Below are 26,843 nucleotides of genomic sequence, written 5' to 3' on the forward strand. Positions count from 1 at the left end.
CGGGGGTAACCTTTGTTAAAGTCACGTTTGATTACCGCGATGATACTGATACCGCTGGTAATCATTGCATTATTTTGGTTACCGCCGATCGGTTTCAAAATTATCGTTCTGGTTATCTGCATGCTGGCCGCCTGGGAATGGGGGCAGTTTGCAGGGTTTATGCAAACCGGCCAACGGGTATGGGTTGCCGTACTTTTTGGTCTGCTCCTTTCCTTGATGATATTTTCTCTGCCGTCTTACCAGAGTGATATTCATCAACCTCCGGTGGCACTCTCCTTATGGGTTTCCCTGAGCTGGTGGACAGTGGCTCTGTTGCTGGTTCTGTTTTATCCGGCATCTGCCTCTCTTTGGCGTCAATCCCGCTTCCTCCGTCTGGCCTTTGGCGCACTGACGCTGGTGCCTTTCTTTTGGGGAATGATAGCGCTGCGCCAGTATCACTATAACAGTGATCACTTTGCCGGGGCCTGGTGGCTGCTGTTTGTTATGTTGCTGGTGTGGGGGGCGGATTCCGGGGCTTATATGTTCGGTAAACTCTTCGGCCGTCACAAACTGGCCCCGAAAGTTTCTCCGGGCAAAACCTGGGAAGGTTTTGCCGGTGGCCTGATTTCTTCTTCGATTATTGCGTGGGTATTTTCCCTGCTGGCACCCTTAACGGTGGACAGTCGTACTTTGCTGATTTGCGCGATTATTGCTACGCTGGCTTCTGTGCTGGGTGATCTGACCGAAAGCATGTTCAAGCGTGAAGCCGGTATTAAAGACAGCGGTAACCTTATTCCCGGGCATGGCGGTATCCTTGACAGAATCGACAGCCTGACCGCCGCGATCCCTGTTTTTGCCTGTTTATTGCTTTTGGTTTTCCATGTAGCTTAAGGATGTGTCGTGATGGGCAGCATACTCTGGAGTCTTGGCGCATTCGTAGTGGCACTGGGGATTTTGATTACCGTCCACGAATTCGGCCATTTTTGGGTCGCACGTCGTTGCGGGGTCTGGGTCGAGCGTTTCTCTATCGGCTTCGGGCCTGCCTTGTGGCGTAAAAAAGACAAACAGGGCACGGAGTATGTACTCGCATTAATCCCTCTGGGTGGATATGTCAAAATGCTGGATGAGCGGGCAGGGGAGGTTCCTGCGGCCAGGCTGCATGAAGCATTTACCCGGAAAACCCTCTCTCAGCGAGCGGCTATTGTGGCTGCTGGTCCTGTCGCTAACTTTATTTTCGCGTTGTTTGCCTACTGGCTGGTTTTTATGCATGGTGTCCCTGGCATAAAGCCAGTAACCGGCGAAATAATCAACAATTCGATTGCTCAGCAAGCGCAAATTCAGCCCGGAATGGAACTTAAAGCGATTGATGGTATCGAAACGCCTGACTGGGATGCTGTTCGTATGGCATTGATGGGGAAAATAGGCGACAGTGGCGTCAATATTACCCTTGAAACTTTCGGACAATCAGTGACCGTGGAGAAACACCTGGACTTGCATCACTGGGTCTTTGACCCGGAAAAGCAGGATCCCGTGTTATCTTTAGGGATTGTCCCTAAAGGCCCGGTGATTGAAACCACGCTTGCAGAAGTGCAAAAAAGTTCACCTGCGGCACTGGCAGGTTTGCAAGCCGGAGACAGGATCGTTAAAGTCGACGGTGAACCCGCTGTGAACTGGCAAATGTTTGTGGCCGGGGTCAGAGATAATCCCGGGAAACCTTTAACGTTGGACGTTGAGCGTGAAGGGGATATCCGGACATTAACGCTGACACCGTCGGTGAAAACAGTCGGTCAGAAAGAAGAGGGATTCGCCGGGGTTATCCCCCGCGTTCAACCGCTTCCTGATCAATATAAAACCTTGCGGCAATATGGCCCTGTCGTTGCCATCGGCGAAGCAGGTGTAAAAACCTGGCAGCTAGTGAAACTGACAGCGTCAATGCTGGGGAAATTAGTAACCGGTGATATTAAGCTGAAAAATCTCAGTGGGCCGATTTCTATAGCGCAGGGCGCAGGGATATCGGCTGAATACGGAGTGATATACTATTTGATGTTTTTGGCATTGATTAGTGTCAATCTGGGGATAATCAATCTTGTCCCGTTACCGGTGTTAGATGGTGGGCATTTGCTTTTCCTGTTGATTGAGAAGATCAAAGGTGGACCAGTGTCTGAGCGAGTTCAGGACTTCAGTTATCGCATTGGCTCTATTGCGCTGGTGTTATTAATGGGGCTTGCACTTTTCAATGATTTCTCACGTTTGTAGATAACGGAATTCTGCGAGCGGGGATGAGTTAGGAACACGCATAATAACGATGGCGATGAAAAAGTTGCTCATAGCGTCGCTGCTGTTCAGCAGCGCCACCGTGTACGGTGCAGACAATTTCGTGGTGAAAGATATTCATTTCGAAGGGCTGCAGCGAGTTGCCGTCGGGGCGGCCTTGCTTAGCATGCCTGTTCGTGTTGGCGATACGGTGAATGATGAAGATATCAGTAATACTATCCGTTCACTGTTTGCCACCGGTAATTTCGACGACGTTCAGGTACTGCGTGAAGGCGGCGACCTGATTGTTAAGGTGAAAGAACGTCCGACAATTGCCAGTATTACTTTCTCAGGAAATAAATCGGTAAAAGACGATCAGCTGAAACAGAACCTGGAAGCCTCCGGGGTGCGTGTCGGTGATGCGCTTGATCGTACGACCATCTCCTCAATCGAAAAGGGCCTGGAAGATTTCTACTACAGCGTGGGTAAATACTCCGCCAGTGTGAAAGCGATTGTTACGCCTCTGCCCCGAAACCGTGTGGACCTGAAACTGGTCTTTACGGAAGGCGTATCGGCAAAAATTCAACAAATTAACATTGTTGGTAATAAAGCCTTCAGTTCTGATGAGCTGCTTTCCCACTTCCAGTTACGGGATGAAGTGCCCTGGTGGAACGTGGTTGCTGATCGTAAGTACCAGAAGCAGAAACTGGCCGGAGACCTTGAGACGTTACGGAGTTTCTATCTGGATCGCGGTTATGCCCGCTTTAACATTGATTCGACGCAGGTCAGCCTGACGCCGGACAAAAAAGGCATTTATATTACGGTTAACATTACCGAAGGCAGTCAGTACAAGATAGCCGGTGTGGTAGTGAACGGTGATATGGCCGGGCATTCGGCAGAGATCGAAAATCTGGCGAAGATCCCGCCGGGTGAGTTATACAGCGGTGCGAAGGTGACGGCTATCGAAGACAGCATTAAGAAGCTGTTAGGTAACTATGGCTACGCCTATCCGCGGGTAATGACCCAACCGGAAATTATCGATAAAGATAAGACGGTGAAGCTGCACGTTAGTGTGGATGCCGGCAATCGTTATTATGTTCGTAAGATCATTTTCCGTGGCAATGATACGTCCAAAGATTCTGTTCTGCGTCGCGAAATGCGTCAGATGGAAGGCGCGTGGCTGGGCAGTAATCTGGTCGAACAGGGCAAAGATCGTCTGAACCGTACCGGGTATTTTGATAGCGTTGATGTCGATACTCAGCGTGTTCCGGGCTCCCCGGATCAGGTTGATGTCATTTATAACGTCAAGGAGCGTAATACCGGTTCATTCAATATCGGTGTCGGCTACGGTACGGAAAGTGGTGTCAGCTTCCAGGTAGGCGTTACCCAGGATAACTGGATGGGCACCGGTAATACGGTCGGTATCAGTGGGACCAAAAACGATTACCAGACCTACGCCGAACTGTCGATGACGGACCCTTACTTCACCGTGGATGGCGTCAGCCTCGGCGGACGTGTGTTCTATAATGACTTTAAGGCTGATGATGCCGACCTGTCAGATTATACGAACCGCAGTTACGGTACGGACGGTACACTGGGCTTCCCGGTAAATGAGAATAATACCCTGCGCGTTGGTTTAGGTTATGTGCACAATGACTTATCTGACATGCAACCTCAGATAGCGATGTGGCGTTATTTCGACTCCATGGGTAAACATCTGTCAACGGATAACGATGGCAGTAATTATTCAACGGATGATTTCACCTTTAACTATGGCTGGACCTATAACACCCTGGATCGCGGATTCTTCCCGACCGCCGGTAACCGGACCAACCTGAACGGTAAAATCACTATTCCGGGTTCAGATAACGAGTACTACAAAATGACGCTGGACTCGCAGCAGTACGTGCCGCTAAACAATGACCGTACCTGGGTGTTGTTGGGCAGAGGCCGTCTGGGTTATGGCGATGGTCTGGGCGGTAAAGAAATGCCGTTCTATGAAAACTTCTATGCCGGGGGGTCAAGTACTGTCCGGGGCTTCCGTTCGAACACTATCGGGCCGAAAGCTATCTATTATAAATACGGTACAGATTCGAACTGCGGAACCTCTTCAGGCAATATCTGTTCATCTGATGATGCCGTCGGTGGTAACGCGATGGCGGTAGCCAGCCTGGAACTGATTACGCCAACGCCGTTCGTCAGTGAGAAATATGCGAATTCTCTGCGTACGTCTCTGTTTGTTGATGCAGGCTCGGTATGGGATACTGCCTGGCAGAATACGTCAGAAACAGAAGCATTAGGCATCCCGAACTACAACAAGCCTGGCAATATCCGTGTTTCCAGTGGTGTTTCACTGCAATGGATGTCGCCTCTGGGACCACTGGTGTTCTCATATGCCCAGCCAATGAAGAAATACACCGGCGACAAGGCAGAGCAGTTCCAGTTCAACATCGGTAATACGTTTTAACGGGTTACCCGTAGCATGTTAAAAAATTGCACAACAGGGGTGTTTAACACCGCTGTTGTTTGCAAAAACAGTGTCTTAAAGACACAAACGGTGATGGTAAGGAGTTTATAGTGAAAAAGTTGTTATGTGCCGCAGGTCTTGGTCTCGCTCTGGCTGCTTCTTCTGTGGCTGCGCAGGCCGCTGATAAAATTGCAGTCGTCAATGTGTCCAGCATTTTTCAGCAAATGCCTCAGCGTGCTGCAGTTGCCCGCCAGCTGCAAAACGAGTTCAAGGGTCGTGCAACTGATTTGCAGACTCAGGAACGCGCGCTTCAGGCACAGATGCAGAACTTTCAGCGTAATGCTTCTACGATGAAAGCGAGCGATCGTGCCCGTACCGAAAAAGAACTGATGACTCAGCGCGAAAGTTTTTCTGAAAAAGCCCAGGCTTTTGAACAGGACAATAATCGCCGTCAGTCTGAAGAGCGTAATAAATTACTGAGCCGTATTCAGGATGCAGTGAAAAAAGTCGCCAGCAGTGAAGGTTATGATGTTGTGATCGACTCTAACGCTGTGGCGTATGCTGCGGATGCGAAAGACATTACTGCTGACGTGCTGAAACAGGTTAAATAATTGATGTCATCTATTCGACTGGCTGATTTAGCGCAGCAGTTAGATGCAGAATTGCACGGAGATGGCGATATTGCCATCTCCGGCATTGCTTCTATGCAATCCGCAACAAGCGGAAAAATAACTTTCCTGGCCAACAGTCGTTACCGCGAGCAGCTTGCGCATTGTAAAGCCGATGCTGTGGTGCTGACGGAAGCGGATCTGGAGTGGTGCCAAAGTGCAGCACTGGTTGTGAAAGACCCTTATCTGACCTATGCGCGTATGGCGCAGCTTCTGGATACGACCCCATCGCCTGCCGAGAATATCGGCCCGGGTGCGGTTGTCTCTCCACAGGCCCGGCTGGGTGCTAATGTGGCTATCGGGGCGAATGCTGTTATCGAATCCGGTGCAGAACTGGGTGATAACGTCGTGATAGGGGCGGGTTGTTTTGTCGGTAAAAAAACGCGGATTGGAGCGGGTACCCGGCTGTGGGCTAACGTTTCTGTTTATCATGAAGTGATTATCGGCGAAAATTGTCTGGTGCAGTCAGGGACGGTGATCGGAGCTGATGGCTTCGGTTATGCCAATGATCGCGGCAATTGGGTGAAGATACCGCAACTTGGTTCGGTGGTTATCGGTGACCGGGTAGAGATTGGTGCCTGTACGACTATCGACCGCGGGGCGCTGGATAATACCCAAATCGGTAACGGAGTTATCATCGATAACCAATGTCAGATTGCGCACAATGTCATAATTGGCGACAATACGGCAGTTGCCGGTGGTGTGATTATGGCGGGAAGCCTGAAAATTGGCCGTTACTGCATGATTGGTGGCGCCAGTGTAATCAATGGTCATATGGAAATTTGTGATAAAGTAACGGTCACCGGAATGGGGATGGTCATGCGGCCTATCACTGAACCGGGGGTCTATTCTTCAGGGATACCGCTGCAGGCAAACAAAGCCTGGCGTAAGACCGCGGCCCTGGTCATGAATATCGATGATATGAACAAACGCCTGAAAGCTATCGAGCGTAAAACCGGTAAAGATAACTAACCATAACTTAACCGGTAAGAGTCACGGAATATCCCGGAGCAGTACATCCGGTTCCATGGCTCTTCGTGCTGATCCGACACTTTTATATTTGCGACCTGCGATGTATCAATTGATCATGCAGGTCGTGTTATTATTGATAACAGATTTTTAGGACAGGAAGAGTATTTTGACTACTGAAATACATACTCTGCAAATTGAAGAGATTCTGGAACTGCTGCCACACCGCTATCCGTTTTTACTGGTTGATCGTGTTCTGGATTTTGAACCACACAAATATTTGCGGGCCGTTAAAAACGTGACTGTGAATGAGCCTTTCTTTCAGGGGCATTTCCCGGGTAAACCGATTTTTCCTGGTGTGTTAATCCTGGAAGCGATGGCTCAGGCTACCGGCATCCTGGCGTTTAAAAGCGTAGGTAAACTGGAACCCGGCGAGCTGTACTACTTCGCAGGGATTGATAGTGCACGTTTCAAACGTCCTGTCGTTCCGGGAGACCAGATGGTGATGGAAGTGACTTTTGAAAAAACCCGTCGTGGTTTGACGCGTTTCAGCGGTGTTGCTACAGTCGATGGCAAAGTTGTTTGTGAAGCAACAATGATGTGTGCCCGTAGCCGGGAGTCATAACGTGATTGATAAAACCGCCAGCATCCACCCCTCTTCTGTCATTGAAGAGGGCGCAATTATCGGACCCGGAGTCCGTATCGGACCGTTCTGCGTAATCGGCCCCAATGTTGAGATTGGTGAAGGCACTGTCCTGAACTCTCATATTGTCATTAACGGACATACGCGCATTGGTAAAGAGAACGAGATCTACCAGTTTGCTTCTATCGGTGAAGTGAACCAGGATCTGAAATACGCGAAAGAAGAGACCCGTGTTGTCATCGGCGATCGCAACCGTATTCGTGAGAGTGTGACCATTCATCGCGGAACGGCTCAGGGTGGCGGTGTGACGGTTGTCGGCAGTGATAATCTGTTGATGGTGAATACTCATATTGCCCATGACTGTCAGATTGGTAACCGCTGTATCTTTGCGAATAATGCAACCCTGGCCGGTCATGTGACGGTTGATGACTTTGCGATTATTGGCGGGATGACGGCAGTCCATCAGTGGTGCACCATCGGTGCTCATGTCATGGTCGGCGGTTGTTCCGGGGTGGCTCAGGACGTTCCTCCTTATGTTATTGCTCAGGGGAATCACGCCACACCGTTCGGTATTAATATTGAAGGTCTGAAACGCCGTGGTTTCAGTAAAGAAGCGCTGCATGCCATCCGTAATGCTTATAAGCTTCTGTATCGCAGTGGTAAAACCCTGGATGAAGTGAAGCCAGAGATTGAAGCCCTGGCGCAAGCTCATGCTGAAGTCCGGCCTTTCTATGATTTCTTCGCCCGTTCCACCCGTGGGCTTATCCGGTAACGAATGGCGATGCGTCCACTGACTGTTGCACTTATCGCCGGAGAAACCTCCGGCGATATTCTTGGTGCAGGCCTTATCCGGGCTCTTAAAGCAAAACATCCTGATATCCGCTTTGTGGGTGTTGCCGGCCCCCTGATGCAGGCGGAAGGTTGTGAAGCATGGTATGAGATGGAAGAACTGGCGGTGATGGGGATTGTTGAAGTCCTTGGCCGTCTTCCCCGTTTGCTGAAAATCCGCCGGGATCTGACCCAACGACTCACTGCGCTCCGGCCGGATGTCTTTGTCGGAATCGATGCGCCGGATTTCAATATTCCGCTGGAAGGACGCCTGAAACGCGCAGGTATCCGGACCATTCATTATGTCAGCCCGTCAGTCTGGGCATGGCGGCAGAAGCGGGTATTTAAAATTGGTCGTAACACCGATCTGGTACTGGCCTTCCTGCCCTTTGAAAAAGCCTTCTACGATAAATTTCAGGTGCCGTGCCGTTTTATCGGCCATACAATGGCCGACAGTATTCCTCTGCAACCTGATAAACACGCGGCCCGGGCACGTCTGTCCCTCTCTCCTGATGCCCTCTGCCTTGCATTATTACCGGGCAGCAGAAAAGCCGAAGTTGAGATGCTGAGTGCCGATTTCCTGAAAGCTGCGCAATTACTGCGGCAGACCTATCCGGCACTGGAAATCGTAGTTCCGATGGTCAATACCCGTCGTCGCGCGCAGTTTGAAGCGATTAAAGCTGAGGTCGCACCTGAACTGGTATTACACCTGACGGATGGGCAAGCTCGTGATGTCATGATAGCCAGTGATGCGGCTATCCTGGCCTCCGGAACCGCAGCCCTCGAGTGCATGCTGGCGAAATGTCCGATGGTAGTGGGGTATCGTATGAAACCTTTCACTTTCTGGCTGGCGAAACGACTGGTAAAAACAGAATGGGTATCGTTACCGAATCTGTTAGCCGGAAAAGAACTGGTGCGGGAATTGCTACAGGATGAATGTCAGCCTGAGCTGCTTGCCCGGGCACTGGATCCGCTGCTTCATCAGGGGCCGGAGAGAACGGCACTGCTGGAAACGTTTGCTGAAATGCATCAACAGATCCGCTGGAACGCGGATGAACAGGCAGCACAGGCTGTGCTGGAGTTAACACAATGAGTTCTTTTATCTACCCGCCGGCACACTGTATTGCCGGTGTGGATGAAGTCGGGCGCGGGCCGCTGGTCGGTGCCGTGGTGACCGCTGCGGTTATTCTGGATCCCGAACAGCCCATTCAGGGGCTGGCAGATTCCAAGAAACTGACCGAAAAGCGCCGCTTAGCGTTGTACGACGAAATTAAACAGAAAGCGTTATGCTGGAGTCTCGGACGGGCTGAGCCTGAAGAGATAGACCAGCTGAATATCCTGCATGCAACCATGCTGGCGATGCAGCGCGCTGTTGCCGGACTGAGTGTCCGGCCTGATATGGTGCTGATTGATGGTAACCGTTGTCCCGCGTTACCGATGGCAGCGCAGTCGGTGGTAAAAGGGGATAGCCTGGTGGCAGAAATCAGTGCCGCGTCTATCCTGGCTAAAGTAACCCGTGACCAGGAAATGGCAGAGCTGGACACGTTATTTCCGGAATATGGCTTTGCTCAGCATAAAGGCTACCCGACACCTTACCACCTGGAAAAACTGGCGCTATTAGGTGCAACACCTTTCCATCGTCGCAGTTTTGCCCCGGTCCGGCGAGTGACAGATACCACCCCGGTTGCCGGAAAATAACACTCAGACAGTTTACATCGTAATCCCGGAACCCTTATGGCTGAACCCCGTTTTATTCATCTGCACGTACATAGCGACTATTCCATGATCGATGGACTGGCGAAGACGGGGGCGTTGGTCAAAAAAGCCGCTTCACTGAATATGCCGGCGCTGGCCATCACTGATTTCACTAACCTTTGCGGGCTGGTGAAATTTTACGGTTCAGCGCATGGCGCCGGTATAAAACCGATTATTGGCGCAGACTTCCGCGTTGCCAGTGATCTTATGGGGGATGAGCTCACCTTCCTGACCGTTCTGGCCAGTGATAATACCGGTTATCAGAACCTGACCTTACTGATCTCTAAAGCCTATCAACGGGGATACGGCCTGCAGGGGCCGACCATTGATCGCGACTGGCTCAGCGAACTTAGCGAAGGTTTGATCCTGCTTTCCGGCGGGCGTAAAGGAGATGTGGGTCGCAGCCTGCTACGCGGGAACAACGCATTAGTCCACGAGTGCCTCGCATTCTATCAGCAGTATTTCCCTGACCGTTATTATCTCGAGTTACATCGCACCGGTCGTCCTGATGAAGAAGAATATCTGCATCGGGCGATTGAATTAGCCCGGGAACAGGATATTCCTGTTGTTGCCACGAATGATGTCTGCTTTCTGAGTGAAACCGATTTTGATGCGCATGAAATCCGTGTCACTATTCACGATGGTTACACACTGGACGATCCTAAGCGTCCCCGCCTGTACAGCGCGCAGCAATATTTGCGTACTGAAGACGAAATGTGTGAATTGTTCTCCGATATTCCCGAAGCTCTGGAGAACAGTGTCGAGATTGCTCGTCGCTGTAATGTCACGGTGCGTCTGGGGGAATATTTTCTGCCGCAATTCCCGACAGGGGATATGAGCACAGAGGATTTCCTGGTTGCCAGTTCCCGCCAGGGGCTGGAAGAGCGACTGGAGTTCCTGTTTCCGGACCCGGAAGTACGTAAGGCAAAGCGCCCGGCCTATGATGAACGTCTGCAGATAGAGCTCGACGTTATCAACCAGATGGGATTCCCCGGATACTTCCTGATAGTGATGGAGTTTATCCAGTGGTCCAAGGATAACGGCGTGCCTGTGGGGCCTGGCAGGGGATCCGGTGCCGGCTCCTTAGTCGCTTATGCACTGAAAATTACGGACCTCGATCCGCTGGAATTTGACCTGCTGTTCGAACGTTTCCTGAACCCCGAACGTGTTTCTATGCCTGACTTTGACGTCGATTTCTGCATGGAAAAGAGGGACCTGGTCATCGATCACGTGGCCGAGATGTACGGCCGTGAAGCCGTTTCACAGATCATCACCTTCGGTACGATGGCGGCGAAAGCGGTTATTCGTGATGTCGGACGTGTATTGGGACATCCTTACGGTTTTGTTGACCGCATTTCCAAACTGGTGCCGCCGGATCCCGGCATGACCCTGGAAAAAGCGTTTGCAGCAGAGCCGCAGCTTCCTGAAATTTATGAAGCCGATGAGGAAGTGAAAGCCCTTATCGATATGGCCCGTAAGCTGGAAGGGGTGACCCGTAATGCCGGTAAACATGCCGGAGGCGTGGTTATCGCACCGACCAAAATTACTGACTTTGCCCCGCTGTACTGCGATGAGCTGGGTCAGCATCCGGTCACTCAGTTTGATAAAAATGATGTCGAATATGCAGGGCTGGTGAAGTTCGACTTCCTCGGCCTGCGTACCCTGACTATCATTAACTGGGCATTAGAGATGATCAATGCCCGGCGGGAAAAGCAAGGCGAACCGCCTATCGATATTGCGTCTATCCCGCTGGAAGATAAGAAAAGTTTCGACATGCTGCAGCGGGCGGAAACCACCGCGGTATTCCAGCTTGAATCCCGCGGTATGAAAGACCTGATTAAACGCCTGAAGCCTGACTGTTTCGAAGATATGATAGCCCTGGTGGCATTGTTCCGTCCGGGGCCGTTGCAGTCCGGAATGGTAGATAACTTTATCGACCGTAAGCACGGGCGTGAGGCCATTTCCTATCCGGATATTCAGTGGCAACATGAATCACTGCAACCGGTGCTTGAGCCGACCTATGGTATTATCCTCTACCAGGAACAGGTTATGCAGATAGCCCAGGTACTGGCGGGTTATACCCTGGGCGGGGCAGATATGCTGCGCCGTGCCATGGGGAAAAAGAAACCGGAAGAGATGGCCAAGCAGCGCTCGGTATTCCGTGATGGCGCAGAGAGTATGGGTATCGACGGGGAACTGTCGATGAAAATCTTTGACCTGGTAGAGAAATTTGCCGGGTATGGATTTAACAAATCCCACTCCGCAGCTTACGCGCTGGTTTCCTATCAAACCCTGTGGCTGAAAGCACATTACCCGGCGGAATTTATGGCGGCGGTAATGACGGCGGATATGGATAACACAGAGAAAGTCGTCGGGCTGGTGGATGAGTGCTGGCGAATGGGTCTGAAAGTGTTACCTCCGGATATCAACTCCGGCCTGTATCCGTTCCATGTGAATGATGAGGGCGAGATAGTTTATGGTATTGGTGCTATCAAAGGTGTCGGCGAAGGTCCGATAGAAGCCATCCTTGAAGCAAGAAACAATGGCGGGTATTTCAGGGAGCTGTTTGATCTCTGCGCCAGAACCGATATTAAAAAAATAAATCGCCGGGTGATGGAAAAACTGATAATGTCCGGGGCCTTTGATCGGTTAGGGCCTCACCGGGCTGCATTGATGAGTTCGCTGAACGATGCGCTTAAGGCCGCCGATCAGCATGCTAAAGCTGAGGCAATCGGCCAGGCGGATATGTTCGGTGTGCTGGCCGATGAGCCGGAGCAGGTCGAACAGTCGTATGCCAGCGTCATGCCGTGGCCGGAACAGGTTCGTCTGGATGGCGAGCGGGAAACGCTGGGACTGTATCTGACCGGCCATCCGATCACTCAATATCTGAAAGAAATTGAGCGATATGCCGGGGGAACACGTCTTAAAGATATGCACCCGACAGATCGTGGTAAGATAACCGTTGCTGCCGGGTTGGTTTTGGCAGCGCGTGTTATGGTGACCAAGCGTGGTAACCGTATTGGCATCTGTACTCTGGATGACCGCTCAGGGCGTCTGGAGGTTATGCTGTTTACTGATGCCCTTGATAAATACCAGCATTTGCTGGAAAAAGATCGTATTCTGATCGTCAGCGGACAGGTCAGCTTTGATGATTTCAGTGGCGGGCTTAAAATGACCGCCAGGGAAATTATGGATATCGATGAAGCGCGTGAAAAGTATGCACGCGGTCTTGCTATCTCGCTGACGGACAGGCAAATTGATGACCAGCTTTTAAACCGTCTCCGTCAGTCCCTGGAACCGTACCGTTCGGGGACCATTCCGGTACATCTCTACTATCAGAGAGAGGATGCTCGGGCAAGGTTGCGCTTTGGTGCATCGTGGCGAATCTCGCCCAGTGATCGTCTGCTCAACGATTTGCGTTTATTGATAGGGTCGGAGCAGGTGGAACTGGAGTTTGACTAAAACAGGAACATTATGAGTCTTAATTACCTGGATTTTGAACAACCAATTGCAGAACTTGAAGCGAAAATTGATTCGCTGAAATCCATTGGTCGTCAGGATGAAAAACATGATATTAATCTGGACGAGGAAATTCAGCGTCTGCGTGAGAAAAGCGTAGAACTGACACGCAAAATTTTCTCTGACCTGGGAGCCTGGCAGGTGGCACAGCTTGCCCGTCATCCTATGCGTCCTTATACCCTGGATTATATTCGTCATGCCTTTGAAGATTTTGATGAACTGGCCGGAGACCGTGCTTATGCCGATGATAAAGCTATCGTTGGCGGAATTGCCCGGTTAGAAGGGCGTCCGGTGATGATTATTGGTCATCAGAAAGGACGTGAAACCAAAGAAAAAATTCGTCGTAACTTTGGGATGCCGGCGCCGGAAGGTTACCGTAAGGCACTGCGCCTGATGGAAATGGCCGAGCGTTTTAAAATGCCGGTACTGACCTTTATCGATACGCCGGGCGCTTATCCGGGCGTGGGTGCGGAAGAGCGTGGTCAGTCAGAGGCGATTGCACGTAACTTGCGTGAAATGTCCGGCCTGACTGTCCCGGTGATCTGTACCGTCATTGGTGAAGGTGGCTCAGGGGGCGCTCTGGCTATCGGGGTGGGTGATAAAGTGAATATGCTGCAATACAGCACCTATTCTGTTATCTCTCCTGAAGGCTGTGCCTCCATTTTGTGGAAGAGTGCAGATAAAGCGCCTCTGGCTGCTGATGCGATGGGTATTATCGCCTCGCGCCTGAAAGAGCTGGAACTGATAGATACCGTGATCCCTGAACCTCTGGGCGGCGCACACCGTCATCCGGAAACGATGGCACAGTCTCTGAAACAGCAACTGCTGGCAGACCTGGCAGAACTGGACGCATTAACCGGAGATGAACTGCTTAACCGCCGTTATCAGCGTTTAATGAATTACGGTTATGCCTGATCATCATCGATGACAGTGAAGGTCGCCTGCGGGCGGCCTTTTTTTATTATACCTGCCATTCAGGGGACCTTGTTCCGGGGGAATAAGTCGGTTAGCGTAGAGTGGCAACATCCCTGACTTCGCGGAGAAAAAATGCTGCCGGGACTTAAAGGAATTCATCATATAGCGATTATCGCTTCAGATTATCAGAAGAGCCGGCATTTTTACTGCACAGTGCTGGGGCTGACGTTACTCGAAGAGACTTATCGCGCAGACAGGGACTCCTGGAAAGCCGATTTGGCACTGGAGGGGCACTATGCCATCGAGCTGTTCTCTTTCCCGTCACCGCCTGCCCGTCCGAACTATCCGGAGGCCACCGGTTTGCGTCACCTGGCTTTCAGTGTTGAAAATCTCCGGCAAGCGGTGATCGCACTGGAACAACAAGGCGTAAGCTGTGAGCCGATCCGAACGGATGAATTAACCGGGAAGTCCTTTACCTTCTTCGCCGACCCCGATGGATTACCCCTCGAACTGTATCAGTTATAGACGCGGATATTCCGGCGTGGGGCGTAGCCCGTGGGCATAGCGCAGGACAGACACGTGATTATCATAAGCTGTGCTCTGTTGGGTCCGGGACGCGGATGGCCGGGTTCAGGCAGCATGATACTGTTCAGGAATAGCGACCCGTCGTCAAAGCCGTTTATTCTCTCTGCTACTTGAATGCCGGTATCTTTCCCGCTAACGTGCCGGTTATTCTCTTTGCTGTGAATATCATAGATTATGAGCCAGACAACAGTGTTACCTGAAACGTTATCACTGCAGGGCTATGACCGCTTACTGGTGGCTTTCAGTGGCGGTATGGACTCTGCGGTACTGCTCCATATGCTCGCCGGATTACGTCAGACGAAAGGGCTTACCCTGCGGGCGGTACATATACATCATGGTATCAGCCGGTATGCCGATGACTGGCAACAGCATTGCCAGCAGGTCTGTGACGACCTGGCAATCCCTTTACTGGTCAGAAAGGTGACACTGTGTACGGAAGGCCGGGGAATCGAAGCCGCCGCCAGGGAGGCACGCTATACGGCATTTTCTGAGCTACTGCAGCCCGGGGAAGCACTGGTCACCGCGCATCATCAGGATGATCAATGTGAAACCTTATTGCTGGCGCTGAAACGGGGTAGCGGGCCTGCCGGGTTGTCAGCCATGCCGCCGGTCCTCCGGTTTGGCTCAGCGGTATTACTCAGACCGTTACTTCCTTTCACCCGTCAGCAACTGGCTACTTATGCCGCTCAATACCAGTTACACTGGGTGGAGGACGACAGTAATCAGGATACCGCCTACGACCGTAATTTTCTGCGTCTGAAGATCCTTCCTCAGCTTGAACAGCGCTGGCCCCGTTTTACGGCCGCCGTGACCCGAAGTGCGGAACTGTGCGGAGAGCAGGAAGCACTGCTGGATGAATTATTGCGTCCGGAACTTGATAACCTCATTACTAATGAGAAGGCGATCCCTGTCGGCCCATTAGCCGGATTCAGTGCCGTCAGGCGGGCGGCGATACTACGGCGCTGGCTGATGCACTGCGGTGCCCCCATGCCTTCACGCGATGCCCTGGCCCGGCTATGGCAGGAGATAGCCCTGAGTCGAGAGGATGCCAACCCGCGTCTGACCTTAGGAGAAGGGGAACTGAGGCGTTACGATCAGCATCTGTGGTGGGTCAGAGTGAAAGAAGGGCAGCGCCAGACCGTCCTTCACTGGTCAGACAGACAGACACCTCTGATTTTACCGGCCGGACTGGGCTGTTTAACCGCGGCAGAACAGGGGATAAAGTTACGCCTGCCGACCGCAGATGAGCGGTTATCGGTCAGGTTCACGGTACCGGGCAAGCTCTATATTGTCGGCCGGGATCGTGGCCGAAGCCTGAAAAAGATCTGGCAGGAATGTGGTATTCCCCCCTGGCGGCGAGAAACCACGCCGGTTCTGTTTTACAACGACGAGCCGGTTTGTGCGCCGGGAGTGTTTGTCACCCGATATGCGGAGCCGAAAGATCTGCCTGATGCAGACTGCTGGTGGCTGAACTGGACAGGGCAGGCTTGAAAGAGGCTCAAGGCTGGCGGAGAGGCAGCCCGCGGGCTGCCTTTTCAGGGGGATCAGCTTTCGCTGATGGTGACGGTACCGATTTCCGGGTGGCTGAAACTGACAATACTGTCCAGACGTAGCTCCCGGGTGAGATGGTTTTCATCCGCAACCAGGTATTCCACATTTTTCCGGGATAACAGATCGCTGGCTTTCGCCTGAAGTGTTTCGCCGTTTTTCAGCTCAATAGTGAGTACCAGATGGTGCTGGCAGGCGAGTTCAAGGTTGTCATAATCATCGCAGTTGATGGGTTGATACGTATCGTTCATTGACATAGTCGCTCACCTTGATTGCTTAGCGGTTAACACCGCATAATCCCTGATTAGCCCACCTCTCCTTATTCCGGCGTACACCAGACCGGAGGATGAACTGCTGAACTGATCATCAGTACCTGGTTAGCGGGTTACTGGTAGCGTCTGCGTATTACCTCACAGCCAATCACGCTCTGCAAAAGCGCCTTCCGGTATCCCCGCTTACCTGTATTTGAGTGATCAGCCTAGTCTTCCGGCACGCCGATAGCAAGATCTGACTCAGCTTCAGGCTATCGACAGAAAATATAATCCTGTTTCATATCACCCCTGCCTTTCCGCTACAATAGGTGAATTCTGTACAGGAGGGGCAATGGCCTTAAAAGCGACTATTTATAAAGCATCGGTGAATATTGCCGATCTCGACCGGCAATATTTTTCAGATGTTCAGCTCACGCTGGCCCGACACCCTTCAGAAACCCGCGAGCGTATGATGTTGCGGCTGCTTGCGTGGGTGATTAATGCGGACGAACGATTACAGTTTACCAAAGGACTGTCGGCCGACGAAGAGCCAGAGATCTGGTTGCATCACGATTACGGGACGGTCAGACTCTGGATTGAACTGGGTTTACCGGAGGAACGGCGTCTTAAAAAAGCCTCGGCGCTTGCTGACCAGGTGGTTCTCTTTGCTTACAGTGAGCGGGCTGCCCGGGTGTGGTGGCAGCAGAACAGCGATAAGCTGGGGGCGATAAGCAATTTGTCCATCTGGTTTATTGATGACCAGCAACTGAACACCCTGAGTGAGTTTGCTGATCGTAATATGAGCCTGCAGGTCACCTTGCAGGAAGAGGTGATCTGGCTCTCCGGGGGGGATCGAAATACTGAATTACGTTTAACCCAATGGCAGGCAGCAAAATGATCGACATCGGCCGCGGAATTACCCTGGATCCTGAGGATATCCGGCTGAGTGCTATCCGGGCGCAGGGAGCAGGGGGACAGCATGTGAATAAAGCGTCGACGGCAGTCCATCTGCGCTTCGATATCAAAGCCTCACAGCTTCCTGAGCCGGTTCAGCAGAAGCTGTTACAGGTAAACCATCATCTGATCACCGCGGATGGGATAGTCGTGATCAAATCCCAGTCTTTCCGCAGTCAGGATAAAAACCGGACGGCCGCCATTGAACGGCTGGTGGATCTTATCCGCGAACTGATCCATGAAGAGGCCCCCCGGAAAGCGACCCGTCCGACACGGGCTTCCCGCATCAGGCGACTGCAATCGAAATCGCGTAATTCTGCCACTAAAAACCTGCGGGGTAAGGTACGGGATTTAGGCTAAAGGCAGCCCGGCCAGGGACGGGAAGTTATTCCGTCAGTAATTTGTAGTAATAGGTGGTACTTTCCATTTCCTCCTCATGATTCATCACAAACTGAGGGATTGTCCCGGCTTGCTGGTAACCGGATTGCTGATAGAGCAGGGAGGCAGCATCGCCGGTACGGGTATCCAGTACCAGCAGCGTCCGGCCGCTATTCCGGGCCAGTGTCTCAACAGAGTTCAGTAACTGGCGGGCTATGCCCTGCCGCCGGTAAGCGGTATGCACCATCAGCTTTTCAATATCAGCCCGATGCAGCCCGTTTTTCTTCCCGCAAAAGGCTATCTGAATCGCACCGGCTACCTGTTCCTGGTGCAAAGCTACCAGTAATCTCCGGGAACCTTCTTTCAGTGATGACTCAATACTTTCCCAGTAATTCTCCGCTTCCTTTGCTTCCAGCGGGCGGATAAAGCCGACTGACGCGCCGCTGTTTACACTATCGGTAAGCAGTGCAATTAATCCGTCCCTGCAGGTATCGGGGGTATCTGTCGTGATAATTTTCATGGGGATGGATCCCTGGCCTTGGGGAAAAGTCTGCCTTTCAAAATAGCAATTTGCCTGACGCGGGTGAAGTTTTTCAGCGATAAAAAAACACACAACAGCGTTGTGTGTTTTTAACAGAAGCGGTCTTTCCGAAAAAAGAATAATCAGTTCGGGATGCGGGCGGTCAGGTAACTGACGATCTCATCGGATTTGATCATTTTCTTTTCTGCATCACGGCGGTGTTTATACTCAATCTCACCGTTATCCAGATTACGGTCACCGATAACAATGGTATGAGGTACGCCGATCAATTCCATATCGGCAAACATCACACCCGGACGTTCTTTACGGTCATCGAGGATCACCTCAATACCCTGAGCGCGTAGCTGGTCATATAATGCTTCAGCCAGCTCCTGTACCCGGAAGGATTTGTGCATATTCATCGGCAGAATAGCGACCTGGAAAGGCGCGAGTGCGTCCGGCCAGATAATCCCACGGTCATCATGGTTCTGCTCGATGGCGGCGGCTACCACACGGGTAATACCGATACCATAGCAGCCCATGGTCAGGGTCTGGTTACGGCCATCTTCGCCCTGAACAGTGGCTTTCAGTGCTTCTGAATATTTTGTGCCCAGCTGGAAGATATGACCCACTTCGATACCGCGCTTAATCTGCAGGATACCCTGGCCATCCGGGCTGCGATCACCTTCCACGACATTACGGATATCCGCAACACGGGCTTCCGGCAGGTCACGACCCCAGTTGATACCAAACCAGTGTTTGCCGTCAATGTTTGCCCCGGCACTGAAATCACTCATTTTCGCGACGGTACGGTCAGCGATCACAGGGATCGTCAGACCGACCGGCCCCAGAGAGCCGGCACCGGCACCCACAACCTGACGGATTTCTTCGTCTGTCGCAAAGCAAAGTGGCGCGGCAACGACATCCAGCTTCTCTGCTTTGACTTCGTTCAGTTGGTGATCGCCACGGACCAGCAGGGCAACCAGCGGATGTCCGCTTTCTTCGGTCGCTTTAACCAGCAATGTTTTCACCGTTTTTTCGACCGGAAGACTGAATTGCTCAACCAGCTCGGCGATAGTTTTCGCATTCGGGGTATCGACCTGAGTCATTTCCTGCGTGGCCGCAGGGCGTTCACCTTCAGGAGCTACGGCTTCGGCCAGCTCAATGTTAGCAGCGTAATCGGAGCTATCAGAGAAGATGACATCATCTTCGCCATTTTTCGCCAATACCTGGAATTCATGAGAAGCGCTGCCGCCGATCGAACCGGTATCTGCCTGTACAGCACGGAAATCCAGTCCCATACGGCTGAAGCTCTGGCTGTATGCCTGATACATTGCGTCATACGTTTCCTGCAGGGATGCCTGAGAAGTATGGAATGAGTAGGCATCTTTCATCACAAACTCACGTGAACGCATCACACCAAAACGGGGACGCACTTCGTCACGGAATTTTGTCTGGATCTGATACAGGTTCAGAGGTAACTGTTTGTAGGAACTCAGTTCATTACGGATCAGGTCGGTTACGACCTCTTCATGGGTGGGACCCAGAACAAACGGACGTTCGTTACGATCTTTAATGCGCAGCAGTTCCGGGCCGTACTGTTCCCAGCGTCCGCTTTCTTCCCATAAATCGGCCGGCTGAACGACCGGCATGCTGATTTCAACGGCTCCGGCATTATCCATCTCTTCCCGGACAATTTTTTCGACCTTTTTCATTACCCGTAAGCCGGTGGGCAGCCAGGTGTACAGCCCTGATGCCAGCTTACGGATCATGCCGGCACGTAACATTAACTGATGGCTGATAACCTCAGCATCAGAAGGAGTCTCCTTCAGGGTGGAGAGCATATATTTAGAAGTACGCATTAATAAATATTCCAGTTAAACGGAAGATCGAAAAGTGATTATTTTTGGCTGGCGGCTAGTGTACCAGTGAGTTGCGTTGTCAAAAAGCGTGATTTAACCGGGCTCGATAGCAAACACTTCATTCCCGTGCCCGGTGATACGCCAGCGCACATTAAAGTCGAGCAGGCGTGCAGCATATTCCCGGGTGTCCTCACTCTGTTTCCGGTAAGCCGGTCGCGGATCCTGTGAAAGCACCTCAGACAAAAAATGCTCCAGGCGGGGATACTGCTTCGCCAGCAGAGATAATTGCTGTCTGGCGTCTGCGGTAAATGTCACCGGCATATCGGCAACAGGTGCTTCCTGCGCGTATCCCGCACGGGCATCGGGCAAGGCTTCGGCAAAAGGAAGATAAGGCTTAATATCAATTACCGGTGTGCCGTCGACCAGATCCAGACTGCCTAATTCCAGGATAACCTGATGGTTCCCGGTACGGATCCCTTGCAGGGACACGAGTGACATGCCTATCGGGTTCGGGCGAAAGGTGGACCGGGTAGCAAAAACGCCCATGCGCTGGTTACCGCCAAGACGGGGAGGGCGAACGGTCGGACGCCATCCCTGTTGCATTGTCTGGTGGAAAACAAAAATCACCCACAAATGGCTGAACTGCTCAAGTCCACGTACGGCATCATTCTGGTTATAGGGTGGCAGTAAATGCAGCTCCCCGCCTTCCTGTGTTACCAGTCCTGGCTGTCGGGGAACGGCGAACTTCTCTTTCCACGGGGAACGGATGACCCCGATGGGATTGAACGTAAACTCACTCATTGGGCCGAGACTTGCAGCGCCGAACCCTGACATACCGCCTGACGGTAGCATCCTGCGGTCGTGGTCACAACAGCACACTGGTGCAGCAGGACAGCATTGGCTTTTAATTCCGACGCTTTTATCTGCATACGTTTACGTGCTGTATTGATATTCGCCGGGGAGTCCTGAGATCCGGACTGACAATCCTCTCCGGAGACCTCTCCCAGATCCCGGAACGGCTTACTGAGCAATTCTGTCGGGGAGGTATAAATCTGCACCGGTGTGGCACGATGGGCATATTTATTGCGTGCCGGCTCACTGTGTTTTGCTGATGAAAGCGGCTGACGAGCGGGAAGTTCATGGTGAACGGAACAGCCTGTCAGCATTAACGCAAACACGCAAAGCGGAAACAGACGCATTGGATAACCCTCATAAAATATAAACAGGGGCTATTGAAACAAGAGCGTAGGAAAATAACAAGACACCGCATGCAGAAATAAAAAGGGTGGCATCTCTGCCACCCTGTTCACTGCCGGTAAGATTTTACCAGCCTTTAACCGCACCGCCATTAAAGATTTTATTGGCAGCCGCAGCCACTTCGTCAGACTGATACGCTTTAACGAAGTTTTTCACGTTCTGTGCATCTTTGTTATCTTCACGAGTCACGATCAGGTTCACATAAGGTGAGTCTTTACCTTCCACGAAGATCCCGTCTTTCTGCGGTGTCAGACCAATCTGGCTGGCATAAGTGGTATTGATGATGGCCAGGGCAATTTGGTTGTCATCCAGAGAACGAGGCAACTGAGGTGCTTCCAGTTCAACAATTTTCAGGTGTTTCGGGTTTTCGGTAATATCCAGAGTGGTCGGCAGCAGTCCGACACCGTCTTTCAGTTTGATCAGACCGGTTTTCTGCAGCAGCAGTAATGAACGGCCGAGGTTAGTCGGGTCATTAGGGATAGCGATTTGATCACCGTCTTTCAGCTGGTCAATGGATTTGATTTTCTTGGAATAACCGGCAATCGGGTAAACAAAGGTATTGGCTACTGCCACCAGTTTGTAACCGCGATCTTTGATTTGCTGGTCAAGATACGGTTTATGCTGGAATGCATTCGCATCAATATCCCCTTTGCTCAGGGCTTCGTTGGGCAGCACGTAATCGTTAAAGGTCACCAGTTCAACGTCCAGGCCATATTTTTCTTTGGCCACTTTTTTGGCAACTTCCGCTACCTGCTGTTCGGCACCGGCAATGACACCTACTTTGATATGGTTTTCATCTTCTTTATTTTTCTGGCCGCAACCTGTCAGTGCAATCACACCAATCAGAGCCCCTGCTGCAGCGATTTGTTTAAAGGTAAAGGTCATGTTCTCTTCCTTAATTAAAATTATTAAATGACTTATTTCCGGGAAACGGCACGAACAATCCGGTCGCCACAGAACTGAATTAAATACACCAGAATAACCAGTAATACTAATACCGAATTCATTACAAAAGCGTCATAACCGATATAACCGTACTGAATACCAATCTGACCCAGTCCGCCGGCACCGACGGCACCGCCCATGGCTGAGTAACCGACCAGCGTGATCAGGGTAATGGTGGCAGCGTTGATTAATCCCGGTAATGCTTCCGGTAGCAGCACCTTGCGAATAATTTGCATCGGTGTTGCCCCCATGGCTCGGGAGGCTTCAATCAGTCCTGCCGGTAACTCAAGTAAGGTATTTTCAACCATGCGTGCAATAAAGGGAGCCGCGCCGATGGTCAGAGGCACTATCGCCGCCTGTAAGCCAATCGATGTTCCGACCAGGATACGGGTAAAAGGGATCATCCAGACCAGTAAAATGATGAACGGTATGGAGCGGAAAATATTGACGATGGCAGAGATCACCCGGTACAGCGATTTATTCGCCATAATCTGTCCCGGACGGGTGATGTACAATAATACTCCCACGGGTAATCCGAGAACGAACCCGAAGAAACCTGAAACGAAGGTCATGATCAGTGTTTGCCAGACACCGCCAGCCAGTAACCAAATCATGGCGTCAGACATACCCTAATACCTCGGCTTTTACATGTTGTTCGCGTAGCCACTGAATGGCATCGTTGCTGTGTTTACTCTCGCCGGCCATTTCGGTCAGCATAATGCCGAATTTAACTCCGCCGGCATAATCCATCTGAGCACTGATAATATTGCAATCCACATTGAAGCGGCGGGCAACTTCAGAAAGCAGAGGGGCATCGACCGAGTCGCCGGTAAATTCCAGACGCAGCAGAGGAATTTTACCTTTATCGGCGGTCTGGCTCAGACGTTGCTGATAATCATCAGGAATATCTAAATGCAGAGTCGACTGAATAAATTGCTGTGCCAGCGGGGTTTTCGGATGAGAGAACACCTCACTGACCTGGTCTTTCTCAATCAGTTTGCCCTGACTGATAATTGCTACCTGATCACAGATGCGTTTAACGACATCCATTTCATGAGTAATCAGCATAATGGTCAAACCGAGCCGGCGATTGATATCTTTCAGCAGTTCGAGGATAGAACGGGTAGTGGCCGGGTCCAGTGCGCTGGTCGCTTCATCACAAAGCAGGACTTTCGGGTCACAGGCCAGTGCTCTGGCAATGGCGACACGTTGTTTCTGGCCACCTGACAGATTGCCCGGACGGGAATCATGCTTATCACCCAGTCCGACAAGCTCCAGCAGTGCGGTGACTTTTTGTTTAATTTCTTCACGCGGACGGTTTTCCAGTTCCAGCGGTAATGCCACGTTGCCGAAAACCGTGCGCGAATTTAACAGGTTAAAATGCTGGAAAATCATGCCAATCTGTCGGCGTGCCAGCGTGAGCTTTTTCTCAGAGAACGCCGTCAGGTCCTGGTTATCCACCAGTACCCGGCCGGATGTCGGACGTTCGAGCAGGTTGACGCAGCGAATGAGTGTACTTTTCCCGGCTCCCGAGGCACCGATCACCCCGTAAATTTGTCCGGCAGGTACATGCAGACTGACGTCAGACAATGCGGTAATTGTCTGTGTTCCCTGGGTGAACACTTTGCTGATGTTTTCTAATTTAATCATCTATGTATTCGATTTTTTATAAGATATTACGGGAGCTGTAAGACATTTCAGCAGTGACAATGTCTGTAATGGAAAGGATGTTAAGGCATCCAGACGTCTAAATCAATGAAAGTCTTATCGTCATTTTGCATATGTGATAGCCGTCTTATCGGCGTCAAAACTCTGTCGGGGATTGCCCAAGGTAAGGGAGGCTTCAATATCACAGGGCCTCCCTCAGGCAGGGCGGGAGTCATCGTGCGGGCAGGGTCAGTCGAAATACATGCTAATGAAACCAGATACGAATAAAAGAAGCGTAGTAAGGCCGGTTGTAAAACTTAATATTATTTCTTTTAACAACGGTGCGGTTAAGTTTGATGGAAGAGCGCGAATAAAATCATACTGTTCGCAGGTAATACCCTGTTTGATGAGGAATTTCTGGTTTTTCTCTTTGAGTAGTATCTGGTAATAAGTGTAATTTCTGAAGTGAAAATATTTTATACGTGGTAGCGAAAAGTAAAGTTCAACGCTTGGCGGGTAGCAGCCAAAACGTTGGTAGAATAGCTTAGTTATTTCTTTATCTCTGGGACGAACGACAAAAAAAGCATAACTATAAGAAATAAGCGCCATTAATACGAGTAATGCGGTAAGACCTAATAATAACAGCAGGTCTATCGGGAGTTTACTGATCATTAGTCACCTCGTAGATCTTGTTACCAATATATTTGCCGAGCATTGACCCTGCAGTGCTTCCTGCCAGACTGAGGATAACTGAGCAGGCGATGATACCTACCGGTGAAAAGCTTAATGCCACATATAGCGGAAGGGGAATAAAACCGACCGCAACCCCCAAAGAAAAGCTGCCGATTGCGGTAAAAGTGGTTTTCTTACATTCATTTTCTCTGCCTGAGGAATAGCTTTTGTAAATTGTATTCTTTCTGGAAGGTAATTGATGGTTTTATCATATGATAAAATCATGGTGAAAATCCCTTTATCAACAATTAATAGGTAAGGCTAGCGGATTTGTGTTTTGCAGAGAGTGATGTTAGTCAAAACTATATTTGTATTCTGATTGATAACTTAATCAGGTCAATACATTGATCAGATAAATACCAGCGTAGATGGGTAATACAATAATTATCTTATCCAGTAATGATTAGTGTTACGGTTTACTGTATTGGTCATTTTTATAGATGCAGGTGCAGATGTAGCCTTACTGGCTGTCTTTCCGACCGGTATTGGGTCAGCAGCAGCTAATCAGTTGTCTGTACGTGGTCATTATGCCAGTGATTGTACCGGGTAAAATTCCCCCGGGACCGCCTTGCCATATAAATGAAAGAAATTTGAAAACAGACAGTATCGTAATTTTACGGGGGTAGTGCCCGCCCGAACCCGGCACTGTTCTTAAGGATAGCTGAATGTTGCAGCGGTCCCATCCGGCTTTTGATGCACTGACACAGCTGATCATGCGATAATGCGGCCAGTTAATCAGAGGAGTCATTGCGTGACAAATAAAATTCCGGCCATTTTTCTGGATAGAGACGGTACTATCAATATTGACCATGGTTTCGTGCATCAGATCGACGACTTCCAATTTATCGATGGTGTTATCGAAGCCATGCAGGAATTAAAGAAAATGGGATATGCGCTGGTGGTGGTGACGAACCAGTCAGGGATTGCCCGCGGTAAGTATACAGAAGATCAGTTTATGCAACTGACGGAATGGATGGACTGGTCACTGGCGGACCGCGATGTTGAGCTGGACGGTATTTACTTCTGCCCTCATCATCCTGAAGGGAGTGTCGCGGAATATGCTCAGGTCTGCGATTGTCGCAAGCCGAAGCCCGGAATGTTACTTTCGGGACAGGAACAGTTGAACATTGATATGGCCGCATCTTATATGGTGGGGGATAAGCGGGAAGATATGCTGGCAGCTCAGGCGGCAGGTGTCGGACATAAAATACTGGTTCGTAGCGGGCAGCCTATTGATGAAACAGCGCAAGAAACGGCTGATGTTGTACTCAATAGCCTGGCTGAGTTACCTGCTTTTATCAAAAATGCAGCGAAATAGCCTGGAAAGAGTACAGATTGTGTGAACTTTCAGCGAACGATAATTTATTTGAAATAAACCCTTGTCAGAAAAAATTATCTCCCTATAATGCGCTCCCACTGACACGGCAAAGCGCGATACGCAGCGACGTGACAGGGACTGAAGAGATTCGGTCCGGGAGAAAAAATCACGAAATAGTGGTTGACTCCTGAGGTGAAAAGCGTAATATACGCCACCTCGCAACAGCAACCTAAACGGTTGAGTTGCAACGCTCTTTAACAATTTATCAGACAATCTGTGTGGGCACTCGCAGGATTGATATCAACGTCTCCGGACGTAAAACATATCAAGTCTTAAGAGTGAACACATAATGAAATTCATTATGAGTGTTTTACACTTGAGCATCGCTTAAACAAATTTTAAGCAAATCAAACTTAAATTGAAGAGTTTGATCATGGCTCAGATTGAACGCTGGCGGCAGGCCTAACACATGCAAGTCGAACGGTAGCACAGAGGAGCTTGCTCCTTGGGTGACGAGTGGCGGACGGGTGAGTAATGTCTGGGAAACTGCCTGATGGAGGGGGATAACTACTGGAAACGGTAGCTAATACCGCATAATGTCGCAAGACCAAAGCGGGGGACCTTCGGGCCTCGCACCATCGGATGTGCCCAGATGGGATTAGCTTGTAGGTGAGGTAACGGCTCACCTAGGCGACGATCCCTAGCTGGTCTGAGAGGATGACCAGCCACACTGGAACTGAGACACGGTCCAGACTCCTACGGGAGGCAGCAGTGGGGAATATTGCACAATGGGCGCAAGCCTGATGCAGCCATGCCGCGTGTATGAAGAAGGCCTTCGGGTTGTAAAGTA

25 protein-coding genes and 1 rRNA gene are annotated in these 26,843 nt (G+C 50.8%); 17 read left to right on the forward strand and 9 right to left on the reverse strand.

The window, feature by feature from the left end; translation table 11 throughout:
- Positions 1 to 12: 12 nt before the first annotated feature.
- From cdsA to tilS, 13 genes are all read left to right on the forward strand, one after another.
- Entirely contained in the window at positions 13 to 870 is an 858-nt protein-coding gene (gene cdsA, locus CG67_RS01900; protein ID WP_025901293.1) for a phosphatidate cytidylyltransferase, read from the forward strand.
- Between the two features lie 12 nt (positions 871 to 882).
- The gene (gene rseP / locus CG67_RS01905) at positions 883 to 2,235 is read left to right on the forward strand and encodes a sigma E protease regulator RseP (protein WP_025901294.1); all 1,353 of its coding nucleotides are present in this window, start codon (positions 883 to 885) and stop codon (positions 2,233 to 2,235) included.
- Between the two features lie 49 nt (positions 2,236 to 2,284).
- The gene (gene bamA / locus CG67_RS01910) at positions 2,285 to 4,699 is read left to right on the forward strand and encodes an outer membrane protein assembly factor BamA (protein ID WP_025901295.1); all 2,415 of its coding nucleotides are present in this window, start codon (positions 2,285 to 2,287) and stop codon (positions 4,697 to 4,699) included.
- Positions 4,700 to 4,809: 110 nt separating this feature from the next.
- Positions 4,810 to 5,310 (forward strand): molecular chaperone Skp, encoded by a 501-nt coding sequence (gene skp / locus CG67_RS01915; protein WP_025901296.1) that lies wholly within the window; start codon positions 4,810 to 4,812, stop codon positions 5,308 to 5,310.
- 3 nt (positions 5,311 to 5,313) lie between these two features.
- On the forward strand, positions 5,314 to 6,339 hold the full coding sequence (gene lpxD / locus CG67_RS01920; protein ID WP_025901297.1) for a UDP-3-O-(3-hydroxymyristoyl)glucosamine N-acyltransferase: 1,026 nt from the start codon (positions 5,314 to 5,316) through the stop codon (positions 6,337 to 6,339).
- A 166-nt stretch (positions 6,340 to 6,505) separates the two neighbouring features.
- Complete coding sequence (gene fabZ, locus CG67_RS01925; protein ID WP_025901298.1) at positions 6,506 to 6,961, forward strand: 3-hydroxyacyl-ACP dehydratase FabZ; 456 nt, start codon at positions 6,506 to 6,508, stop codon at positions 6,959 to 6,961.
- A gap of 1 nt (position 6,962) precedes the next feature.
- Positions 6,963 to 7,751, forward strand: coding sequence for an acyl-ACP--UDP-N-acetylglucosamine O-acyltransferase (lpxA, locus tag CG67_RS01930; protein ID WP_025901299.1), 789 nt, complete (start codon positions 6,963 to 6,965; stop codon positions 7,749 to 7,751).
- A 3-nt stretch (positions 7,752 to 7,754) separates the two neighbouring features.
- Entirely contained in the window at positions 7,755 to 8,900 is a 1,146-nt protein-coding gene (lpxB, locus tag CG67_RS01935; RefSeq protein WP_025901300.1) for a lipid-A-disaccharide synthase, read from the forward strand.
- Positions 8,897 to 9,505, forward strand: coding sequence for a ribonuclease HII (gene rnhB / locus CG67_RS01940; protein ID WP_025901301.1), 609 nt, complete (start codon positions 8,897 to 8,899; stop codon positions 9,503 to 9,505). The genes lpxB and rnhB overlap by 4 nt, the downstream gene beginning before the upstream one ends.
- 36 nt (positions 9,506 to 9,541) lie before the next feature.
- Positions 9,542 to 13,024 carry a DNA polymerase III subunit alpha gene (dnaE, locus tag CG67_RS01945; protein WP_025901302.1) on the forward strand — a complete coding sequence of 1,161 codons (3,483 nt, stop codon included), beginning with the start codon at positions 9,542 to 9,544 and terminating at the stop codon, positions 13,022 to 13,024.
- A gap of 12 nt (positions 13,025 to 13,036) precedes the next feature.
- Positions 13,037 to 13,996: an acetyl-CoA carboxylase carboxyl transferase subunit alpha gene (gene accA / locus CG67_RS01950; RefSeq protein ID WP_025901303.1), complete on the forward strand. Its 960-nt coding sequence runs from the start codon at positions 13,037 to 13,039 to the stop codon at positions 13,994 to 13,996.
- A 132-nt stretch (positions 13,997 to 14,128) separates the two neighbouring features.
- Positions 14,129 to 14,521 carry a VOC family protein gene (locus CG67_RS01955; protein WP_038011057.1) on the forward strand — a complete coding sequence of 131 codons (393 nt, stop codon included), beginning with the start codon at positions 14,129 to 14,131 and terminating at the stop codon, positions 14,519 to 14,521.
- 234 nt (positions 14,522 to 14,755) lie between these two features.
- Positions 14,756 to 16,072, forward strand: a complete 1,317-nt coding sequence (gene tilS, locus CG67_RS01960) for a tRNA lysidine(34) synthetase TilS (protein ID WP_025901305.1) — start codon at positions 14,756 to 14,758, stop codon at positions 16,070 to 16,072.
- A 53-nt stretch (positions 16,073 to 16,125) separates the two neighbouring features.
- Here the strand turns inward: tilS and rof are convergent, their stop codons facing one another.
- Positions 16,126 to 16,386, reverse strand: a complete 261-nt coding sequence (rof, locus tag CG67_RS01965) for a Rho-binding antiterminator (protein WP_025901306.1) — start codon at positions 16,384 to 16,386, stop codon at positions 16,126 to 16,128.
- Positions 16,387 to 16,732: 346 nt separating this feature from the next.
- Between rof and CG67_RS01970 the strand changes: the two genes are divergently transcribed.
- Both CG67_RS01970 and arfB read left to right on the forward strand, forming a co-directional pair.
- Positions 16,733 to 17,278 (forward strand): YaeQ family protein, encoded by a 546-nt coding sequence (locus CG67_RS01970; RefSeq protein WP_025901307.1) that lies wholly within the window; start codon positions 16,733 to 16,735, stop codon positions 17,276 to 17,278.
- Positions 17,275 to 17,694 (forward strand): alternative ribosome rescue aminoacyl-tRNA hydrolase ArfB, encoded by a 420-nt coding sequence (gene arfB, locus CG67_RS01975; protein WP_025901308.1) that lies wholly within the window; start codon positions 17,275 to 17,277, stop codon positions 17,692 to 17,694. Before CG67_RS01970 ends, arfB begins: the two co-directional genes overlap by 4 nt.
- Positions 17,695 to 17,719: 25 nt before the next feature.
- On the opposite strand, the gene CG67_RS01980 is transcribed toward arfB, so the two are convergent.
- The 8 genes from CG67_RS01980 to CG67_RS02015 all read right to left on the reverse strand — a co-directional run bounded on the left by CG67_RS01980 (position 17,720) and on the right by CG67_RS02015 (position 24,615).
- Positions 17,720 to 18,232 (reverse strand): GNAT family N-acetyltransferase, encoded by a 513-nt coding sequence (locus CG67_RS01980; RefSeq protein WP_025901309.1) that lies wholly within the window; start codon positions 18,230 to 18,232, stop codon positions 17,720 to 17,722.
- A 143-nt stretch (positions 18,233 to 18,375) separates the two neighbouring features.
- The gene (gene proS / locus CG67_RS01985; RefSeq protein WP_025901310.1) at positions 18,376 to 20,094 is read right to left on the reverse strand and encodes a proline--tRNA ligase; all 1,719 of its coding nucleotides are present in this window, start codon (positions 20,092 to 20,094) and stop codon (positions 18,376 to 18,378) included.
- A 93-nt stretch (positions 20,095 to 20,187) separates the two neighbouring features.
- Entirely contained in the window at positions 20,188 to 20,895 is a 708-nt protein-coding gene (gene tsaA, locus CG67_RS01990) for a tRNA (N6-threonylcarbamoyladenosine(37)-N6)-methyltransferase TrmO (protein ID WP_025901311.1), read from the reverse strand.
- Positions 20,892 to 21,293 (reverse strand): Rcs stress response system protein RcsF, encoded by a 402-nt coding sequence (gene rcsF, locus CG67_RS01995; RefSeq protein ID WP_025901312.1) that lies wholly within the window; start codon positions 21,291 to 21,293, stop codon positions 20,892 to 20,894. Before rcsF ends, tsaA begins: the two co-directional genes overlap by 4 nt.
- Before the next feature lie 124 nt (positions 21,294 to 21,417).
- Positions 21,418 to 22,236: a MetQ/NlpA family lipoprotein gene (locus CG67_RS02000; protein ID WP_025901313.1), complete on the reverse strand. Its 819-nt coding sequence runs from the start codon at positions 22,234 to 22,236 to the stop codon at positions 21,418 to 21,420.
- Between the two features lie 32 nt (positions 22,237 to 22,268).
- On the reverse strand, positions 22,269 to 22,922 hold the full coding sequence (locus CG67_RS02005) for a methionine ABC transporter permease MetI (protein ID WP_025901314.1): 654 nt from the start codon (positions 22,920 to 22,922) through the stop codon (positions 22,269 to 22,271).
- Positions 22,915 to 23,946, reverse strand: coding sequence for a methionine ABC transporter ATP-binding protein MetN (gene metN, locus CG67_RS02010; RefSeq protein WP_025901315.1), 1,032 nt, complete (start codon positions 23,944 to 23,946; stop codon positions 22,915 to 22,917). Before metN ends, CG67_RS02005 begins: the two co-directional genes overlap by 8 nt.
- Positions 23,947 to 24,192: 246 nt before the next feature.
- Entirely contained in the window at positions 24,193 to 24,615 is a 423-nt protein-coding gene (locus tag CG67_RS02015; RefSeq protein ID WP_025901316.1) for a hypothetical protein, read from the reverse strand.
- Positions 24,616 to 25,426: 811 nt separating this feature from the next.
- Between CG67_RS02015 and gmhB the strand changes: the two genes are divergently transcribed.
- Positions 25,427 to 25,993: a D-glycero-beta-D-manno-heptose 1,7-bisphosphate 7-phosphatase gene (gene gmhB / locus CG67_RS02020; RefSeq protein ID WP_025901317.1), complete on the forward strand. Its 567-nt coding sequence runs from the start codon at positions 25,427 to 25,429 to the stop codon at positions 25,991 to 25,993.
- 415 nt (positions 25,994 to 26,408) lie between these two features.
- Positions 26,409 to 26,843 (forward strand): 16S ribosomal RNA (locus tag CG67_RS02025); the annotation flags it as partial.

Origin of the sequence: Tatumella sp. UCD-D_suzukii (assembly GCF_000611875.2) — a bacterium.
GTDB classification, from domain to species: Bacteria; Pseudomonadota; Gammaproteobacteria; order Enterobacterales; family Enterobacteriaceae; genus Tatumella; species Tatumella ptyseos.

Bases quoted from the DNA above. Each gene is read 5' to 3' on its own strand.
- rseP (WP_025901294.1), top strand. From the start codon at position 883: ATGGGCAGCATACTCTGGAGTCTTGGCGCATTCGTAGTGGCACTGGGG.
- bamA (WP_025901295.1), top strand. From the start codon at position 2,285: ATGGCGATGAAAAAGTTGCTCATAGCGTCGCTGCTGTTCAGCAGCGCC.
- lpxD (WP_025901297.1), top strand. From the start codon at position 5,314: ATGTCATCTATTCGACTGGCTGATTTAGCGCAGCAGTTAGATGCAGAA.
- lpxB (WP_025901300.1), top strand. From the start codon at position 7,755: ATGGCGATGCGTCCACTGACTGTTGCACTTATCGCCGGAGAAACCTCC.
- rnhB (WP_025901301.1), top strand. From the start codon at position 8,897: ATGAGTTCTTTTATCTACCCGCCGGCACACTGTATTGCCGGTGTGGAT.
- dnaE (WP_025901302.1), top strand. From the start codon at position 9,542: ATGGCTGAACCCCGTTTTATTCATCTGCACGTACATAGCGACTATTCC.
- accA (WP_025901303.1), top strand. From the start codon at position 13,037: ATGAGTCTTAATTACCTGGATTTTGAACAACCAATTGCAGAACTTGAA.
- CG67_RS01955 (WP_038011057.1), top strand. From the start codon at position 14,129: ATGCTGCCGGGACTTAAAGGAATTCATCATATAGCGATTATCGCTTCA.
- tilS (WP_025901305.1), top strand. From the start codon at position 14,756: ATGAGCCAGACAACAGTGTTACCTGAAACGTTATCACTGCAGGGCTAT.
- rof (WP_025901306.1), bottom strand. From the start codon at position 16,386: ATGTCAATGAACGATACGTATCAACCCATCAACTGCGATGATTATGAC.
- CG67_RS01970 (WP_025901307.1), top strand. From the start codon at position 16,733: ATGGCCTTAAAAGCGACTATTTATAAAGCATCGGTGAATATTGCCGAT.
- arfB (WP_025901308.1), top strand. From the start codon at position 17,275: ATGATCGACATCGGCCGCGGAATTACCCTGGATCCTGAGGATATCCGG.
- CG67_RS01980 (WP_025901309.1), bottom strand. From the start codon at position 18,232: ATGAAAATTATCACGACAGATACCCCCGATACCTGCAGGGACGGATTA.
- proS (WP_025901310.1), bottom strand. From the start codon at position 20,094: ATGCGTACTTCTAAATATATGCTCTCCACCCTGAAGGAGACTCCTTCT.
- tsaA (WP_025901311.1), bottom strand. From the start codon at position 20,895: ATGAGTGAGTTTACGTTCAATCCCATCGGGGTCATCCGTTCCCCGTGG.
- rcsF (WP_025901312.1), bottom strand. From the start codon at position 21,293: ATGCGTCTGTTTCCGCTTTGCGTGTTTGCGTTAATGCTGACAGGCTGT.
- CG67_RS02000 (WP_025901313.1), bottom strand. From the start codon at position 22,236: ATGACCTTTACCTTTAAACAAATCGCTGCAGCAGGGGCTCTGATTGGT.
- CG67_RS02005 (WP_025901314.1), bottom strand. From the start codon at position 22,922: ATGTCTGACGCCATGATTTGGTTACTGGCTGGCGGTGTCTGGCAAACA.
- metN (WP_025901315.1), bottom strand. From the start codon at position 23,946: ATGATTAAATTAGAAAACATCAGCAAAGTGTTCACCCAGGGAACACAG.
- CG67_RS02015 (WP_025901316.1), bottom strand. From the start codon at position 24,615: ATGATCAGTAAACTCCCGATAGACCTGCTGTTATTATTAGGTCTTACC.